Source organism: Paraburkholderia fungorum (assembly GCF_046027215.1).
In the GTDB taxonomy this organism is placed as follows: Bacteria; Pseudomonadota; Gammaproteobacteria; order Burkholderiales; family Burkholderiaceae; genus Paraburkholderia; species Paraburkholderia fungorum_D.
The window spans coordinates 43190-59454 of record NZ_JAQQEN010000002.1; the positions used below are offsets into that span (position 1 = coordinate 43190).

Annotated in this window: 17 protein-coding genes; 13 read left to right on the plus strand and 4 right to left on the minus strand. The window is 63.5% G+C overall.

Annotated features, from left to right (window positions below; all coding sequences use genetic code 11):
- Positions 1–49 precede the first annotated feature (49 nt).
- From PQR27_RS20905 to PQR27_RS20965, 13 genes are all read left to right on the plus strand, one after another.
- Positions 50–799, plus strand: coding sequence for an IclR family transcriptional regulator (locus PQR27_RS20905; protein ID WP_408525571.1), 750 nt, complete (start codon positions 50–52; stop codon positions 797–799).
- Positions 800–863: 64 nt separating this feature from the next.
- Positions 864–1619, plus strand: coding sequence for a transporter substrate-binding domain-containing protein (locus PQR27_RS20910; protein ID WP_408525572.1), 756 nt, complete (start codon positions 864–866; stop codon positions 1617–1619).
- Between the two features lie 17 nt (positions 1620–1636).
- The gene (locus PQR27_RS20915; RefSeq protein ID WP_408525573.1) at positions 1637–2305 is read left to right on the plus strand and encodes an amino acid ABC transporter permease; all 669 of its coding nucleotides are present in this window, start codon (positions 1637–1639) and stop codon (positions 2303–2305) included.
- On the plus strand, positions 2302–3078 hold the full coding sequence (locus PQR27_RS20920) for an amino acid ABC transporter ATP-binding protein (RefSeq protein WP_408525574.1): 777 nt from the start codon (positions 2302–2304) through the stop codon (positions 3076–3078). The genes PQR27_RS20915 and PQR27_RS20920 overlap by 4 nt, the downstream gene beginning before the upstream one ends.
- Positions 3075–4037, plus strand: coding sequence for a formimidoylglutamase (gene hutG / locus PQR27_RS20925; protein WP_408525575.1), 963 nt, complete (start codon positions 3075–3077; stop codon positions 4035–4037). Before PQR27_RS20920 ends, hutG begins: the two co-directional genes overlap by 4 nt.
- Positions 4038–4170: 133 nt before the next feature.
- Positions 4171–4593 (plus strand): MarR family winged helix-turn-helix transcriptional regulator, encoded by a 423-nt coding sequence (locus PQR27_RS20930; protein ID WP_408525576.1) that lies wholly within the window; start codon positions 4171–4173, stop codon positions 4591–4593.
- Positions 4594–4674: 81 nt separating this feature from the next.
- Positions 4675–5097, plus strand: coding sequence for a MarR family winged helix-turn-helix transcriptional regulator (locus PQR27_RS20935; RefSeq protein ID WP_408525577.1), 423 nt, complete (start codon positions 4675–4677; stop codon positions 5095–5097).
- 86 nt (positions 5098–5183) lie between these two features.
- The gene (locus tag PQR27_RS20940) at positions 5184–6284 is read left to right on the plus strand and encodes an HlyD family secretion protein (protein WP_408525578.1); all 1101 of its coding nucleotides are present in this window, start codon (positions 5184–5186) and stop codon (positions 6282–6284) included.
- A 7-nt stretch (positions 6285–6291) separates the two neighbouring features.
- Positions 6292–7863 (plus strand): DHA2 family efflux MFS transporter permease subunit, encoded by a 1572-nt coding sequence (locus tag PQR27_RS20945; RefSeq protein ID WP_408525579.1) that lies wholly within the window; start codon positions 6292–6294, stop codon positions 7861–7863.
- Positions 7864–7873: 10 nt separating this feature from the next.
- Positions 7874–9304: an efflux transporter outer membrane subunit gene (locus PQR27_RS20950; protein WP_408525580.1), complete on the plus strand. Its 1431-nt coding sequence runs from the start codon at positions 7874–7876 to the stop codon at positions 9302–9304.
- A gap of 46 nt (positions 9305–9350) precedes the next feature.
- A complete protein-coding gene (locus tag PQR27_RS20955) occupies positions 9351–10535 on the plus strand; it encodes a thiolase family protein (protein ID WP_408528252.1) in 1185 nt (394 codons plus the stop codon).
- Positions 10536–10822: 287 nt separating this feature from the next.
- Positions 10823–11758, plus strand: coding sequence for a 2-dehydropantoate 2-reductase (gene panE / locus PQR27_RS20960; protein ID WP_408525581.1), 936 nt, complete (start codon positions 10823–10825; stop codon positions 11756–11758).
- Positions 11759–11817: 59 nt separating this feature from the next.
- Positions 11818–12117, plus strand: a complete 300-nt coding sequence (locus PQR27_RS20965; RefSeq protein ID WP_408525582.1) for a hypothetical protein — start codon at positions 11818–11820, stop codon at positions 12115–12117.
- Positions 12118–12206: 89 nt separating this feature from the next.
- Here the strand turns inward: PQR27_RS20965 and PQR27_RS20970 are convergent, their stop codons facing one another.
- The 4 genes from PQR27_RS20970 to PQR27_RS20985 all read right to left on the minus strand — a co-directional run bounded on the left by PQR27_RS20970 (position 12207) and on the right by PQR27_RS20985 (position 16246).
- Positions 12207–13253, minus strand: a complete 1047-nt coding sequence (locus tag PQR27_RS20970) for an ABC transporter substrate-binding protein (protein WP_408525583.1) — start codon at positions 13251–13253, stop codon at positions 12207–12209.
- A gap of 74 nt (positions 13254–13327) precedes the next feature.
- Positions 13328–14455 (minus strand): NAD(P)/FAD-dependent oxidoreductase, encoded by a 1128-nt coding sequence (locus PQR27_RS20975; RefSeq protein ID WP_408525584.1) that lies wholly within the window; start codon positions 14453–14455, stop codon positions 13328–13330.
- Positions 14448–15881, minus strand: coding sequence for an FAD-dependent oxidoreductase (locus tag PQR27_RS20980; protein ID WP_408525585.1), 1434 nt, complete (start codon positions 15879–15881; stop codon positions 14448–14450). Before PQR27_RS20980 ends, PQR27_RS20975 begins: the two co-directional genes overlap by 8 nt.
- A complete protein-coding gene (locus PQR27_RS20985) occupies positions 15878–16246 on the minus strand; it encodes a (2Fe-2S)-binding protein (RefSeq protein ID WP_408528253.1) in 369 nt (122 codons plus the stop codon). The genes PQR27_RS20980 and PQR27_RS20985 overlap by 4 nt, the downstream gene beginning before the upstream one ends.
- Positions 16247–16265 lie beyond the last annotated feature (19 nt).

Consider the following 16265-nt stretch of genomic DNA (forward strand, 5'->3'; position numbering starts at 1 on the left):
AGAATGTTCTGGCATTCTTATCCCGTTATTCAATGCGGGTGGTTTGATCGTGAATGCGGAACAGGGTGTGACCGGGGCTGAACGTGTGCTGCTCGTGTTGGCGGCACTCGCCAGCCATGGCAAGGCCATGTCGGTCAAAGATCTGCTGGCTGTCACTGGCCTCGCCCAAAGCACCTTATACAGACAGATCGCGTTGCTCAAGCGCTGGGGCTTTGTCGCCGAAAACGCGGGTCATTACGCGCCGGGTCCGATCAGCCTGCAGCTCGCGCTCGGATTCGATGTGAATTCGCTGCTCGTCGAAGCGAGCCGTGCGGAGATGCAGCAACTGGCGCGCGCGTCGCAGGAAAGCATCGGGCTGGTGGTCGCGGTCAAGCATCAGGTGATGTGCCTGGAAATGGTCGATAGCCAGCACTCGTTGCGCTGCTCGTTCGAAAAGGGCCGGGCGGTGCCGCTAAAAGCGGGCGCCTCGGCGAAATCATTGCTTGCATTCATGGCTGACAAGGCCCGCACCGAAGTGCTCGACAGTGTGTTCGACAACGACCCCGCTGGCCGCGCCGCGATCGAAGCCGAACTCGAACAGATCCGCGCGCAGGGCTACGCCGTCAGCGACAGCGAAGTCGACCCCGGCGTGTGGGGCGTGAGCGCCCCAATCTTTCATCGCAGTGGACGCGGTGCCGGGAGCAGCGCCTCGATCACGCTGATGGCGCCGTCCACGCGCGCGGTCGGCCGCGAAAACCAATTCATCGACGGGACGCTACGTACGGCCCGCGCCATTTCCGAGCACATGCAAACCGATTGATCGACCAGGCCGCGAACGGCCGAATTCGATCTGGATACCGAACGAACCACAAGGAGCCCACCCCATGAAATTGCCACGACTGTTGTCCCTCGCGTGCGTCACGTTTGCGGTGACGTTTGCCGGATTCTCCGGCGCCGCCTCCGCGCAGACCGCGGACGTGTTGAATGTTGCCACTGACGCGACCTTCCCGCCGATGGAATACACCGAAAACGGCGCGCGCACCGGCTTCGACGTGGACGTGATGAATGCGCTCGCGAAGGCAATGGGCAAGCGCGTGCAATGGACCGACATCGACTTCAAAGGCCTGATTCCCGGCCTGATCGCCCATCGCTTCGATGCCGCGATCTCCGGTATCTATATCACCGACGAGCGCGCCAAGGTGGTCGACTTCACCGATTCGTACTATGCCGGCGGTCTCGTCGCGCTGGTGAAAGCCGATTCGCCGATCAAGTCTGTGACGGATCTGAACGGCAAGAAAGTTTCGGTGCAGGTCGGCACGAAGTCGGTCAACTTCCTGCGCGACAACTTCCCGCAGATCAATCGCGTGGAAGTGGAAAAAAATCAGGAGATGTTCGACCTGGTCGGTATCGGCCGCGCCGACGCCGCCGTGACCGGCAAGCCGGCGGCGTATCAGCTGGTGAAAACGCGCGGCGGTTTCCGCGTGCTCGACAAGCCGCTGACTACCGAAGCCTACGGTATCGCCGTGCGCAAGGACGAGCCGCAACTGAAGGCCGCCTTCAACACCGCGCTGGCGAAGATCAAGGCGGACGGCACGTACGCGGCGATCGTGCATAAGTGGTTCGGCGCGAGCGCGCAATAACCGGCTGAGTGGAAAAAATGGAACTCGATTTTTCGCCGGTCATTACCGGCTGGCCAGACATCATGCATGGCGCCGTGGTGACGGTCGAAGTGACCGCCGCCGCGCTCGCGCTCTCGTGCGTGCTCGGCCTCCTGATTGGTATTGGCCGGCTCACGCCGCAGCGGCGCATCGTGTACAGCCTGTGCACGGCGTACCTGACGTTCTTCCGTGGCACACCGTTGCTGGTGCAACTGTTCCTGCTGTTCTTCGGCTTGCCGCAATTCGGCATTCTGCTGCCGGCTTTCGTGTGCGGCATGCTCGGGCTCGGTTTGTATTCCGCGGCCTATGTGTCGGAAATCGTGCGTGGCGCGATTCAGTCGGTGGATCGCGGGCAGATGGAAGCGGCGCGCTCGATCGGCATGTCGTCCGGGCAGGCAATGCGCGCGATCATTTTGCCGCAGGCGATCGTGCGGATGATTCCGCCGCTCGGCAACGAGTTCATCGCGTTGATCAAGAACTCGGCGCTGGTGTCGCTGCTGACGATCGACGATCTGATGCATGAAGGCCAGAAGATCATCAGCGTGTCCTATCGTTCGCTCGAGGTGTATCTGGCGATCGCCTTGGTGTATCTGGTGTTGACGCAGGTGACCAATTACGCGCTGCATCGCGTGGAGCGCCGTTTGCGTGCAGGAGGGATGGTGCAATGAATACCGTGGCCAAACTGGATGAACCTATCGTCAGGATTCGCGGGCTGACCAAATCGTTCGGCTCGCATACGGTGCTCAACGGCATCGACTTCGACATTCAGCCGCAACAGGTCGTGGTCGTGATCGGGCCGAGCGGCTCCGGCAAGAGTACGTTCCTGCGCTGCTGCAACGGACTGGAAGAGGCGGAAGGCGGGACGATCGACATCTGCGGGCATCGGCTGGTCGATCACGGCGTGATGCTCAAGGAGCGTTCGCTCAACGCATTGCGTACCGAAGTCGGCATGGTGTTTCAGTCGTTCAATCTGTTTCCGCATCTGCCGGTGCTGCATAACATCACGGTCGGTCCGCGCATGTTGCGCGGCGCGAGCAAGTCGGAGGCCGAAGCCGCGGCGCTCGCGTTGCTGGAGAAAGTCGGCCTCGCGCACAAGGCGCATGTGATGCCGGCCAGTTTGTCCGGCGGTCAGAAGCAGCGCGTGGCGATTGCGCGCGCGTTGGCGATGCAGCCGCGCGTGATGCTGTTCGACGAGCCGACTTCGGCGCTCGATCCCGAACTGGTTGGCGAAGTGCTGCAGGTGATGAAGCTGCTCGCCAGCGAAGGCATGACGATGGTGGTCGTCACGCACGAAATGGGTTTCGCGAAAGAAGTGGCCGATGTAGTGGTGGTGATGGACGGCGGCGTGATTGTCGAAGCCGGACCGCCGGCGGAGATTTTCTCGGCGCCGTCGCAGCCGCGTACGCGAGCGTTCTTGCAGGCAGTGTTGTCGCGCGCATGAGAGTTCCATTCGATGACAAGGTATGGAGCGGCCGTTCCGATGACGGCGAGCCCGGCGACACACGGCGCGTGTTCAATCAGGTCGCGCCGTTTGACGGCACGGCGCGTGACAGCGCCATGCCGGTGATCGTCGGCTTCGGGTCTGACGAAGGCGTGCGCCGCAATCAAGGACGTATCGGCGCGGCGCACGCGCCGAAGGAACTGCGCCGCGCGCTGGCGGGCTTGCCGGCGAAGGCGTCGATGGCAGCGCTCGCCGACGCGGGCGATGTGGTGTGCGACGACGGCGATCTGGAAGCCGCGCAGGCCGAACTCGCAGATGTGGTGAGCGACGTGCTCGCAAGCGGCGCGCGGCCGTTGGTGTTTGGCGGCGGCCATGAGGTCGCGTGGGGGACGTATAGCGGATTGCGCAGGCATGTCGATCGCGCAGGCACCGCGGGCGCGGGTACGAAAGCGCGCAATCTGCTGATCATCAACTTCGACGCCCACTTCGATCTGCGCCAGAAGCGCCCCGCGAATTCCGGCACGCCGTTCGACCAGATCGCGAACGATTGCGCCGGGCGCGGCGTCCCGTTCAACTATGTGTGCTTCGGCATCAGCGATCTGGGCAATACCGCTTCGCTGTTCGCGCATGCCGGGCAACTGGGCGTGCGCTACGTACTCGATATCGACATGCAGGAAAGCCAGTTGCCGCAGCGCCTGCACGATCTTCAGCAGTCGCTCGACGCCGCGGACGACGTCTATCTGACCATCGACCTCGACGTTCTGCCCGCATCCACCGCGCCTGGCGTGTCCGCGCCCGCCGCATTGGGCGTGCCGTTAGCGGTGGTCGAAGCGATGGTGCAGCGCGTACGCGCGTCGGGCAAGCTGCGCGCGGCGGATATCGCCGAGTACAACCCGTCGCTCGATCAGGACAAACGCACGGCGAGGGCGGCGGCGCGGCTTGCGTACCGGCTGCTCTGACCCCACTGCGCGCGGTCATCAAGGAAGGGCGGCTCGTCGGCTTTCGCCGATGGGCCATTTTTCGGACCACGCACGGATAATTCATTGATTCGGGCACTTGACTCTGTGCGTATGCACATATAGACTGCAGAGCATGACGCGTCCTCTCTCTTACGACGAATGCAACTGTTTCGCGCTGCGCCAGGCGGCGCGGCACGTTACGCAGATCTATGAGCGCCATCTGGGCCAGGTGGGGCTGACGGCCGCGCAGTTCACGATCCTCGCCAAACTCGCGCGCACGCCGAATCTGGCCATGGTGGACCTTGCCGACGCCATGGTGATGGAGCGCACCACCCTGGTCCGCGCCATGAAACCGTTGCAGCGCGACGGTCTGGTGACGGCCGAATCGGCAGAACATGACGGCCGCACCTATCTGTTCAGTCTCACGGAAAAGGGCGAGGCAACCTTCGATCAGGCAGCGGTTGCGTGGCGCGCCGCGCAAGACGAGTTCGAAGCAAAGTTCGGTCAGGCGCGCGCCAAGGCGCTGCGCTCCGAATTGTTCAACATCACCGGCTAGCCAGGACATACAAGCCCGTTTCAACGGGCTTTAATATATCTGATTGTGTGCATACGCACTCACGAGAAAGGACGCGCAGCAATGGAAGGGCTACTCGACGACGACTGCTTTGCGATCCGCCAGGCCGCACGCTACGTCTCGCAGCTGTATGACCGTCATCTCGCGCAAGTCGGCCTTACCATCACACAGTTTTCGCTGATGGGGCGCCTCAAACGCGTGGGTCCGATGACGATGAAGCAACTGGCCGAAGTAATGCGCATGCAACGCACCACACTAGTCCGCACAATCCAGCCGCTGCGGCGCAACGGGCTGGTGTCGAGCGAGGCGCTCGGCGTGGATGTGCGGACCTTGTCGATCGCACTGACGGCCGCTGGCGAAGAGCGCCTGAGTGCAGGTCGCGCGCATTGGTACGCCGCGCAAGCCGAATTCGAACATCGCTTCGGCGAGCAACGCGCCGCGGCATTGCGCGTCGAATTGTTCGCCATCACACAGGATTCCCCCTGAGGTTTTTCGAATCGCGAATCATGGCCGGCGCAAGCAAACGCGCCGTTTTTTTCAGCTTAACGAGTGCATACGCACATCCAAACATCATGTCCACTACTCCTTCGACTATCGCGCCGCCCAGTGCGGCCAACGTGGCCAAGCCGGCACGGCGCATTCCATGGATGCTGCTCGCGATCATCTCGGTTGTTGTCGTGCTGGCGCTGGCAGCCTCGTACTGGTTCTTCGCCGGCCGCTTTGTCGAATCGACCGATGATGCGTATGTAGGCGGAGACGTGACCGTGATGGCGCCGAAGGTGAACGGCTTCGTCACGGATGTGCTGGTGCAGGACAACCAGTTTGTCCACGCGAACCAGGTGCTGATCCGGCTGGACGCGCGTGATTACGACGCCCGCCTCGCACAGGCGAGCGCCGAAGTGCAGAGCGCGCAAGCCGCAGTCACGGAATTGCAGGCGAAGAAATCCCTGCAACTCGCGACGATCAACGAGCAGGCGGCGGAAGTGCGTGCGTCGGGTGCCGAATTGACCCGCAGCGCCGCTGATCAGACGCGTTACCGCGAACTGGTGAAGGACGACGCGGTATCGAGCCAGGTGGTCGAGCGCGCGGATGCCGATCTCACCAAGGCGCATGCCGCGGTCGACCGCAGCAACGCCGGACTGATCGCGGCACAGCGCCAGATCGCCGTGCTCGACGCGCAGATTGGCGATGCGCAGGCGCGCATCGCCACCGCTGAAGCAGCGCAGCGGGTCGCGGCACTGAACGTCGAGTACACGACGATCCGCTCGCCGATCGACGGTTATGTCGGCAACCGCACGGCGCGAGTCGGCCTGCTGGCGAATGTCGGCGTGTCGCTACTGACGGTGGTGCCCGCGAGCGGACTGTGGGTCGATGCCAACTTCAAGGAAGACCAGTTGAAGAAGATGCGCGTCGGCGACGGTGTCGACGTCGATCTCGACGCCTCGAGCAAGCGGATTCACGGCGTCGTCGAGAGTCTTGCCCCGGCGACGGGCGCGACCTTCAGTGTGTTGCCGGCGGAGAACGCCACCGGCAACTTCACGAAGATCGTGCAGCGCGTGCCCGTGCGCGTGCGCCTTGACGTACCGAAAGATCTGCAAGGCGTATTGCGCCCCGGTCTGTCGGCAACAGTGAAGGTGCATCTCGACGCTGACAACGCACCAGCGCGCGGATAAGCCGATCATGACTCAAGTTCTCGCCAACCCCGCCGACCTGCCGATGCGGACCAAGGTCATGGCATTCACGTTGATGTGCATCGGCTTCTTCATGGCGACGCTCGATATCCAGATCGTTGCGTCGTCGCTCAAAGATATCGGTGGCGGCTTGTCCGCGAGTCAGGACGAACTCTCATGGGTGCAGACGTCATATCTGATCGCCGAGATTCTGGTGATTCCGATGTCCGGCTGGCTCACCCGCGTGTTCTCGACGCGCTGGGTGTTCGCGTTTTCCGCGCTCGGTTTCACGATCACCAGCATGTTGTGCGGTCTGGCGTGGGACATCAACTCGATGATCCTGTTCCGTGGTTTGCAGGGCGCGCTCGGCGCCGCGATGATCCCGACCGTGTTTACCACCGCGTTCGTGCTGTTTCCCGGCAAGCAGCGCCTGATTGCGTCCACCACCATCAGCGCGCTCGCCACGCTCGCGCCGACCATCGGCCCGGTGATCGGCGGGTGGATCACGTCGCAATGGTCGTGGCACTGGCTGTTCTATCTGAATCTGGTGCCGGGCGTCGCGGTCACGTTGATGGTGCCGAAGTACGTGCACTTCGACGAGGTCGATCTGTCGCTGCTGAAAACGGGGGATTACCCCGGCATCCTTCTGATGTCCGGTTTTCTCGGCTGCCTTGAATACGTGCTGGAGGAAGGGCCGCGCAAGAACTGGTTCGGCGATGACGTCATCCTGACGTGCACCTGGGTGGCGGCGATCTGCGGATTCCTGTTCCTCGTGCATGCGTTCACCGCGAAAGAGCCGATCGTCGATTTGCGCGCGCTGGCGATCCGCAACTTCGGCATTGGCAGTCTGCTGTCGTTCATCACCGGGATCGGGATTTTTTGCGCGGTATTCCTGACGCCGGTGTTCCTGTCGCGTGTGCGTGGCTTCGATTCATTGCAGATCGGGGTGGCGTTGCTGTCGGTCGGGTGTTTTCAATTGCTGGCGATGGCTGCGTATTCGCTGGTCGCGCGCTTCGTCGACATGCGGCTGCTACTGGTGTTCGGCCTCGTGCTGTTCGGCGTTGGCTGTTATCTGTATGTGCCGCTGACCAATCAGTGGGGCTGGCAGGAGTTGCTGATCCCGCAGGCATTGCGCGGCATCGGCCAGCAGTTCTGCATTCCACCCATCGTCACGATGGCACTGGGTTCATTGCCGATGTCGAGGCTTCGTTCCGCAAGCGGCCTTTTCAACCTGATGCGCAACCTCGGCGGCGCGATCGGCATTGCGGTGAGCAGCACGATGCTCAATGACCGTTTGAACCTGCATTACGAGCGGCTCGATGAACATCTGAACGCCGGCCGCCCGGTGGTCGAATCGATTTTGCAGCAGCAGACCGCGCATTTCGCCGCGGTTGGCGGCGACGCGCTGAATGCGGCCAATGCCGGGCTCGGCGCGCTGCATGCGGTGCTGATGCGCGAAGCACTCGTGCTCACGTTCTCCGACACGTTTTTTGCCCTGTCGCTCTGTTTCGTGGTTGGCCTCGCGAGCGTGCTGTTCTCGCGCCCATTCGGCAACACCGCACCGCCGCCCGATGCTCATTGAGGAATTCATCATGAAACCGTTCGTTATCAAGGTTCTGGCGAGCGCGGCTCTGCTGACGCTCGCGGCGTGCGCGGTGCAACCCGAAACCCACGCGGACTTGCCGCATACGGTGCAGACCGTCGCGCCCGCTACGTGGAGTGTCGATGCGCCGCAAGACAGTGTGAGTGCCAACGCGTGGTGGACGCAGTTCGGCGACCCTGTGATGCATCAACTGGTCGAAGCCGTGTTGACCGGCAATCTCGACGTGCAGGCGGCAGTCGAGCGCGTCAAGCAGGCGCAGGACCTGACGACGCAAAATCGCGCGGCCTTGCTGCCCGAACTGAACGCCAGCGCGATTGCTTCGGACTCGCGCCAGAACACGCCGCCGCCACTCGGCTATGTGCGTCAGGCCGGCGTTGGCGTGACGGCGAGCTGGACGCCGGATGTATTCGGCGGTGAACGTCTCGCGGTGCTGGCAGCGCAGGCGCAGGTGTCGGGCCGCGAGGGAGCGCTGAATCAGTTACGCCTCGCGCTCGCGGCGAACACGGCGGCGGCCTATATCGACCTGCGCTGGGCGCAATCCCAACTGCAGATTCTCAGCGACAACGAGCAGATCCGCGCCCGCGCGCTGAAGCTCACTCAGGAGCGTTTGCACTACGGTTTGTCGACGCAACTCGATGTTGCGCGCGCGCAGAATCAGTTGCAGGACCTGCAGGCGCAGATTCCGCGCGTGCAGTCCACGGTGCAGCATCAGTTGAGTCTGATCGCGGTGTATTCGGGGCGCACGCCGGAGAGCGTCGATAGTTTGCTGCTCGCCAATGCGCGCGATATTCCGGTGCCGGCGCAAAGCGTGCCGCAGACGCTGCCGTCTCAAGCGCTGTTGCAGCGGCCTGATGTGCGCACGGCCTACGCCACCGTTGAACAACGCGCGGCGGAAGTGGGGGTGTCGAAAGCACAGCGCTATCCGCAGTTCCGGATCAATCTTGCTGACGGCCTGCTGGCGGCGTCCTACCTTGGCTTGCCAACGCTCACCGACAACCTGTTCAGCGCCGCGCTGAACGCGACAAGTCCGATTTTCAACGCCGGCCGGATTACCGCGAACATCGACGCGAGCGAGAGCCGCATGCGCGAATCGCAACTCGGCCTGCAGCAAACCATGCTGCAGGCGCTCAAGGAAATCGAGGACAACCGCAGCGATCTGGTGAATGAGGCGGTGCAGGTGGAACGTCTTGGCGGTGCACTGGATGCGTCGAATCAGGCGCTGCGTCTGTCGACCGAACTGTACAAGGGCGGCGCGTCCAGTTTCCTCGACGTGCTGGCCGCGCAGGAAGCGTATCTGCGTGACTCGGAATCGTTGAATCAGGCCAAACGCGAGCATGCGCTCGCCGCTGTCGCGCTGTACCGCTCACTCGGTGGCGGTTGGGATGCGCCGGAAACGGTCACGGCCGCAGCGGCGAACTGATGCGAAAGCATGACTCTTGAAGCAGTAGTTCAACTGGAGAGAAATGATGAGTACACGGGAAGTAGTGATCTGCAATCCGGTAAGAACGCCGATCGGTGCGTTCGGCGGTTCGCTGAAGGAGGTGCCCGCAACGGAACTCGGCGCGGTCGCGGTGCGCGAAACGTTGCGTCGCAGCGGTGTCGACGCGGCTGCGTTGTCCTCGGTCGTGCTCGGCAATGTGATCCAGGCCGGCAACCGGATGAATCCGGCGCGTCAGGCGTCGATCGGTGGCGGCGTACCGGTTGGCGTGCCCGCGCTCACAGTCAACCGCGTGTGCGGTTCGGGCGCGCAGGCGATCGCATCCGCCGCGCACGAAATCTGGCTGGGTTTCGGCGACGCGGCGGTGGCGGGCGGCATGGAGAACATGGACCGCGCGCCGTATCTGCTCGACGGCGGCCGCTGGGGCTACCGCATGGGCAACGCGCAGATCCATGACAGCCTGCTGCGCGACGGCCTGAACGATGCCTTTTCCGGCGAGCATTCCGGCTGGCATACCGAAGACCTCGTCACGCAATTCGACATTACGCGCGAAGCGCAGGATCGCTGGGCCGCGCGTTCGCAGCAGCGTTTTGCCGAGGCGCAAGCGCGTGGCGACTTCGCGGCGGAACTGGTCGCCGTCGAAACCCAGGGTCGCAAAGGTCCGCAGCAGTTTACGAGCGATGAGCAGCCGCGCCCGGATACGACAGTGGAAACGCTAGCCCGGCTGCGCCCGGCATTCCGCCCGGACGGCACGATTACCGCGGGCAATGCACCGGGCCTGAACAGCGGCGCGGCGGCGATGCTGGTCGCAGAACGCGGTTTTGCCGAAGCACGCGGAATCGAGCCGTTCGCGCGACTGGTCGCGTATGGCGTGGCGGCGGTCGAGCCGGGTATGTTCGGTCTCGGCCCGGTGCCGGCCGTGCAAATGGCGTTGGCGCGCGCGGGCTGGCAGCTGGAGGATGTCGAACGCTTCGAAATCAACGAAGCATTTGCTGCCGTGCCGATCGCGGTGGCGCTCAGACTCGGCATCGATCAGGAACTGATCAACGTACAGGGCGGCGCAATCGCGCACGGCCATCCGATCGGCGCGACCGGCGCGGTACTGACCACCCGCCTGCTTCATTCGATGCGCCGTGACGGCATCAAACGCGGCATCGTCACGTTGTGCATTGGGGGCGGGCAGGGGATTGCGTTGGCGTTGGAAGTGATCTGAGCCATGCAGCGGCGGGCCTGAAGGTCTTCGATCCGCGTAGCATTGCGGGCATGTTCGTGATGCCCGATTGAATCGAGGACCGCAGATTGCCGATCCGCCTCGGCAATCTGCACGGCGCGACCCGCGACACTACCGCGTTTGATCTGACGTATGCTGCGCTGCATTGCAGCGCAGCAACCCTGCACATCGCCAATCTTTGCTACATTTCTGCAGACGCACTGCGTTCGCGGCGCGAAGCCATGCTGAGCGACGCGGTACGCGTGACCCAATCCATCATGAGGCGAAAGATGCGAATTCTAGTTGTGGGTGCGGGCGCCGTGGGCGGCTACTTTGGCGGACGTCTCGCGGCAGCCGGTCAGGACGTGACTTTTCTGGTGCGCCCCGGTCGTGCGGAAAAAATCAGGCGTGACGGTCTCGTCATCAAGAGCGTGCGCGGCGATCTCACGCTGCGCGACGTTCAGACGATCGTCGCCGGCGCCAGCGCTGAACCGTTCGACCTGGTTCTGCTGAGCTGCAAAGCCTATAGCCTCGACGACGCGATCGATTCATTCGGGCCGCTGGTCGGCGAATCGACGCTGATTCTGCCGATGCTCAACGGCATGCGCCATATCGAGGTGCTGAGCGAAAAGTTCGGCGCCTCGCGTGTGCTGGGCGGCCAATGCGTGATCGCCGCAACGCTCAACGCCGAACAGCAGATCGTGCATCTGAACGAAGCCCACGCGATGACCTTCGGCGAACTCGAAGGCGGCGTCTCCGCCCGCGTTCAGGAAATTGCGGACGCAATGGACGGTGCCGGTTTCGACGCGACAATCAGCGACAACATCCTGTTGCGCATGTGGGAAAAGTGGGTGTTCCTCGCCACGCTGGCGGCGGGCACGTGCTTGATGCGCGGCTCGGTCGGCGATATTCTGAACGCGCCGGACGGCAAGCGCATCATGGAAAATCTGCTCGGCGAGTGCCGTGCGGTGGCCGAGCACAAGGGCTTCACAATGGGCCCGGACTTCGACGCACGGGCAACCCAGACGCTTTTCACGCCTTCGCCGCTGACCGCTTCGATGTTGCGCGACGTGGAAAACCACTCGCATACCGAGGCGGATCACATTCTCGGCGATCTGATCTCGCGCGGCGGCGATGCCCAGAAGGGTGAACACGGGCTTTCGCTGCTGCGCATCGCGTATAGTCATCTGAAGACGTATGAAGCGAGGCAGGCCCGCACGTCTTGAATGACCTCAATGCGGGCGACGGAGACGGCCACAGCAGCCTAACGTTTCGGAGGTGAAGCATGCCGAGTCCAGCCGGATCCGTACCCGCTCTCAGTTCTGCCTCGGCGACGATCTTCTCGATCGGCATCGTCTTTCTCGGCTACTGGGGCTTATACGACCAGACCAAATGGCGGGTCTCCGACGTCTTTGTCTTCGTGTTTGCGATGATCGGCTTCTGCTGTCTCGGCCTCGTGCCGTGGATGGCGACCAGTCCGGTCGAACCGGAAACTAGCGATAGGCGCATTCGCATTGCGCGGCACATGTTCCTGGTCGGCGTCCTTTCAATCTGGTCAGGCGTGGCTATTTCAGTGATCTTCTGACGCACAGCCAAAAACAATAACGCGCGCCTCGCGGTACTAGCCGACAAGGCGCGCATATCGTTGAAGCAGAAAGGTTGAAGCAGAAAGTCTTAACGCTCGACCTGCCTGTTCCAGCGCGTATCCCATTGCGCGCGGTGCGCATTGATCGTGTCCCAGTCCACCACGGTCACCTTCTTCACCAGATCGTCGACGTTACCGAGGCTTTGCTGCATCGGCGGCGTCATTTTCGCGAGACGGTTGGTCGGAATCTGCTTGCCGGCCTCGGCGGCTTTCGTTTGCGCCGGCGCGGACAGCAGGAACTGCGCGAGTTTCTGCGCCAGTTGCGGATCGGGGCTGTTGTTCACCACGCACAGGTCGACCAGCAGCAACACCGGACCTTCCTTCGGATTCACGTAGCCGACCGGAATGCCCTTATCCTGCAGATCGCCCACGGCAGTCGGCGTCAACGGGAACAGGCCGGCTTCGCCAGTCTGTACCATTTCAGAGATCTTGGCCGAATTCGGCACGTACTCGACCACGTTCGGACCGACCGTGCTGGCCCATTTGCTGAAGCCCGGCTCCACATTCTGTTCGCTGCCGCCCATCAGACGGTTGATCGCGAGAAAGCCGTGCAGGCCGAAGGTGCTGCTCGACGCGGACTGGAACACCACCTTACCCTTGTACTTCGGATCGGCGAAGTCCATCCACGAGGTGGGCGGCGCCCAGCCTTTTTCTGCGAACAGTTTCTTGTTGTACGCAATGCCGGTCATACCGAGTTGCACGCCCGCGCCCATATCGTCCTTCATGCGCGCGAATGGATAGAGTTCCTTGAGCACCGGTGCATCGTCGAGCTTCTTGCAGACGCCCATGCTCACTGCGCGCGCCATCACGCCGTCGTCGAGAAATACCACGTGAATCTGCGGGTTGGCCTTGTTGGCGAGCAGCTTGGCGAGAATGTCCGACGAGGTGCCGGGCACCACGACCACCTTCACGTTATTCGCTTTCTCGAAGTCCGGCAGCACCTGGCTCGTATAAGCCTTTTCCATCGGCCCGCCGTTCATGCCGATGTAGATCGTTTTGGTTTGCGACCATGCCGGCGCTGCCGCGCCGAACGCACACAATGCGGCCAGCGCCGCGATCGTTCTGAACAGTTTCATTGAGGGACTCCTGAGTTTCGTTAAACGCTAACCAGACAGTAAGCAAGCAATCGGCGAGTCATAGCAGGCAATGACTAGGCGACGGATGAGGTCGGAACAGCAGCAAAGCGGTCAATCGAGAACGCGTCGAGCGGCGTGGCCGTGGCGCCGTCGATAACGAGATCGGCGAGTATTTCGCCGACGCCCGGCGCAAGCAGAAAGCCGCCGCCTGAAAAGCCAAACGCATGGAGCAGCCGCGGCACTGTGCGGCTCGCGCCGATGATCGGATTGTTGTCCGGTGTTTCGCCTTCCACGCCGCTCCATGTGCGAATCAGCAGCGCCTCGCGCAGCCCGGGCAGCAGCGCGCAGGCGTCGCGCATCACGGCACGCGTGGTTTCCGTCGACGGCTGGCCGTATTCGCCGTCGCCATGACCGCGCCCGCCGCCGATCACGCAATTGCCGCGCGCCACTTGCCGCGCGTAGATGCCGCCGCCATAGACGCCGAGGTTGTGCGTAATGAACAGCGGCAAGGGCTCGGTGACCCACATGTTCGGATAGATCGGTTTCATCGGCGCGGTTTCGCCGAAGTAACCGGCCACCGTGTTCGCCCATGCACCGGCCGAGTTGATCAGCCAGCCGGCGCTGATGCGGGTCTCGCCCGCGCGTAGCTGAAAACGCGTGCCGTCGTGGCGGATATCGGTCAATTCGGTTTGTTCGCGGACGTCGGCGCCGGCCGCCCGTGCAGCACGCGCGAATGCGGGCGACACCAGACGCGGATTCGCGTGACCATCGGTTGAGCACAACGAACCGCCGACCGCCGCGCTGCCGAGCCAGGGATAACGTTGGCGGAACGTCGGGCCGCTGATCAGTTGCGCGTGCAGTCCGTAGCCGCGCGCCATGTCGGCCCATGCTTCGAGCGCGGCAAGATCGGCTTCGCTGCGGGCAAGCCGCAAATGGCCCGACATCGTGAACTCGCCGTCGATGCCGATCAACGCCGGCAAGCTGTCCCAGACGCGCCGCGCGCGCATCGCAAGCGGCATCTGTTCGACAGGCCGTCCCTGGCAGCGCACGCCGCCGTAGTTCACGCCGCTGGCCTGCGCGCCGCAGTAACGCCGTTCGAACAGACCGACGCGCAAGCCGCGCCGCGCCAGCGCGAGCGCGGCCGACGAACCCACCAGACCGCCACCGGCGATCGCGACGTCGTAATGCACGGTGTCACTCATCGCGCGCCTCCTCGGGAATCTCGGCGACGCCATCGGCATAGATCGAGGGCGACAGCGGAATCGGTTTGACCGGCGGCTGGCTGCGCAAACGGCCTACGGCTTCGAGCGGGCTGCCGGATTCCTCGCTGAGCAGCGTCAACGCCGCTTCTCCGCACATGCGTCCCTGGCAGCGACCCATGCCCACTCGCGTCAGTGCTTTCAGACGGTTGATCTCGTTGGCTTCGCCGCCGCGGATGCAGCGGCGCAAGGTGCCCGCATCGATTTCCTCGCAGCGGCAGACGATCATGTCATCGGGCCATTGCGCCGCGCATTTCGCTGGCGGCGCGAAGGCCGCTTCGATGCCTTGGCGAAACACCGCGATGCGTTGCAGCCTGCGATCGAGCGACGCCGTGTCATGCATGCCGGGGCCGCGTGGATGCGCAATGCCGAGGTCGTCGAGTACGGTCAAGGCGGTGCGGCGGCCGGCGAGTTCGGCGGCGTCCGAGCCTGCGATGCCCGCGCCGTCGCCGGCCAGATAAATGCCGGGCACGGTACTGCGGCCGGCGGCGTCGAGTTCGGGCAGCCAGCAGCGGTTGTGCGCATCGAAACGGAAGCGGCAACCGGCCAGATCCGCAAGCTGCGTTTCGGGCTTGAGGCCGAAGCTGATGCCGACCGCGTCGCACGCAAGGGTTTCGGTTTGCGAACCGCTGCGCCTCGCGCGCCATTCAATCGCGTTCACGCCGTGTTCGCCACGAATGCCGAGCAAGCTCACATCGCGTTCGATGCGCACGCCATGCAGCGTCAGCCAGCCGACGTAATACAGGCCCTTGGCGAAGGTGGACGGCTGCCGCGCGAGCTTCGGCGCGGCGGCGATCTGCTGCGCGAGCGGGTTCGTGTCGAGCACCGCGACCACCTGCGCGCCGGCCTTCACGTATTGATACGCGACCAGATACAACAGCGGCCCCGTGCCCGCGAGTACGACGCGTCGGCCGATGGCGCAGCCCTGCGCTTTCAGTGCGACCTGAGCCGCGCCAAGCGTATAGACGCCAGGCAGCGTCCAGCCCGGCGCGGGCAGCACGCGATCGGTTGCGCCGCTCGCGATGATCAGGTGCGAGAACGGCACGCTGATCTCGCGTCCGGCGTGCAGCGTATCGAGACGGCCCGGTTCGCAGGCCCACGCCAGCGTGTCGGCGCGATAGTCGAGATGCGGCAGCAGCGCGGCCATCGTCGTATGCAGCGCGTCAGCTTTGTGCGCTTCGAATCCGTAAAGGGTTTTCTTCGAGCGCTGGAACGCCCCATTGGCGGGCGGTTGCCGATAAATCTGTCCGCCCCAGCGCGCGTTTTCGTCGAGCACGATGGGCCTGATGCCGGCCGCAACCAGGGTTTCGGCGGCGCGCACGCCAGCCGGTCCGGCGCCGACGATCACCACGCGGTGTTCGCTGCTCATGCCGCTTCTCCGGTAGCTGATAGAGACGTGGAAGCGGAAGCCGCGAGCCGCGTGATCACGCGCATACCCTGCGTCACAAGCGTCGAGCAGGCGCGCAGGCGCGTGCCGTCTTCAGCGCGCATCCAGCAGTCCTGACATGCGCCGATCAGGCAGAAGCCCGCGCGCGGCGCTCCACTGAATTCGCTTTCGCGCACGCGCCGTTGCTGCATCAGCACGGCGGTCAGCAGCGTATCGCCTTGCAGCGCGGTGACTTCGTGACCGTCGAGAAAGAAGCTGAGCGGTTCACGCTGGGTTTCCGCGACGCGGACGAATTGCGGCTCACACCTGAGCGCAGCGGTATCGGAAGACGGCAGGTTCGACGGCATGAGAGAGAGGGCGGAAGAG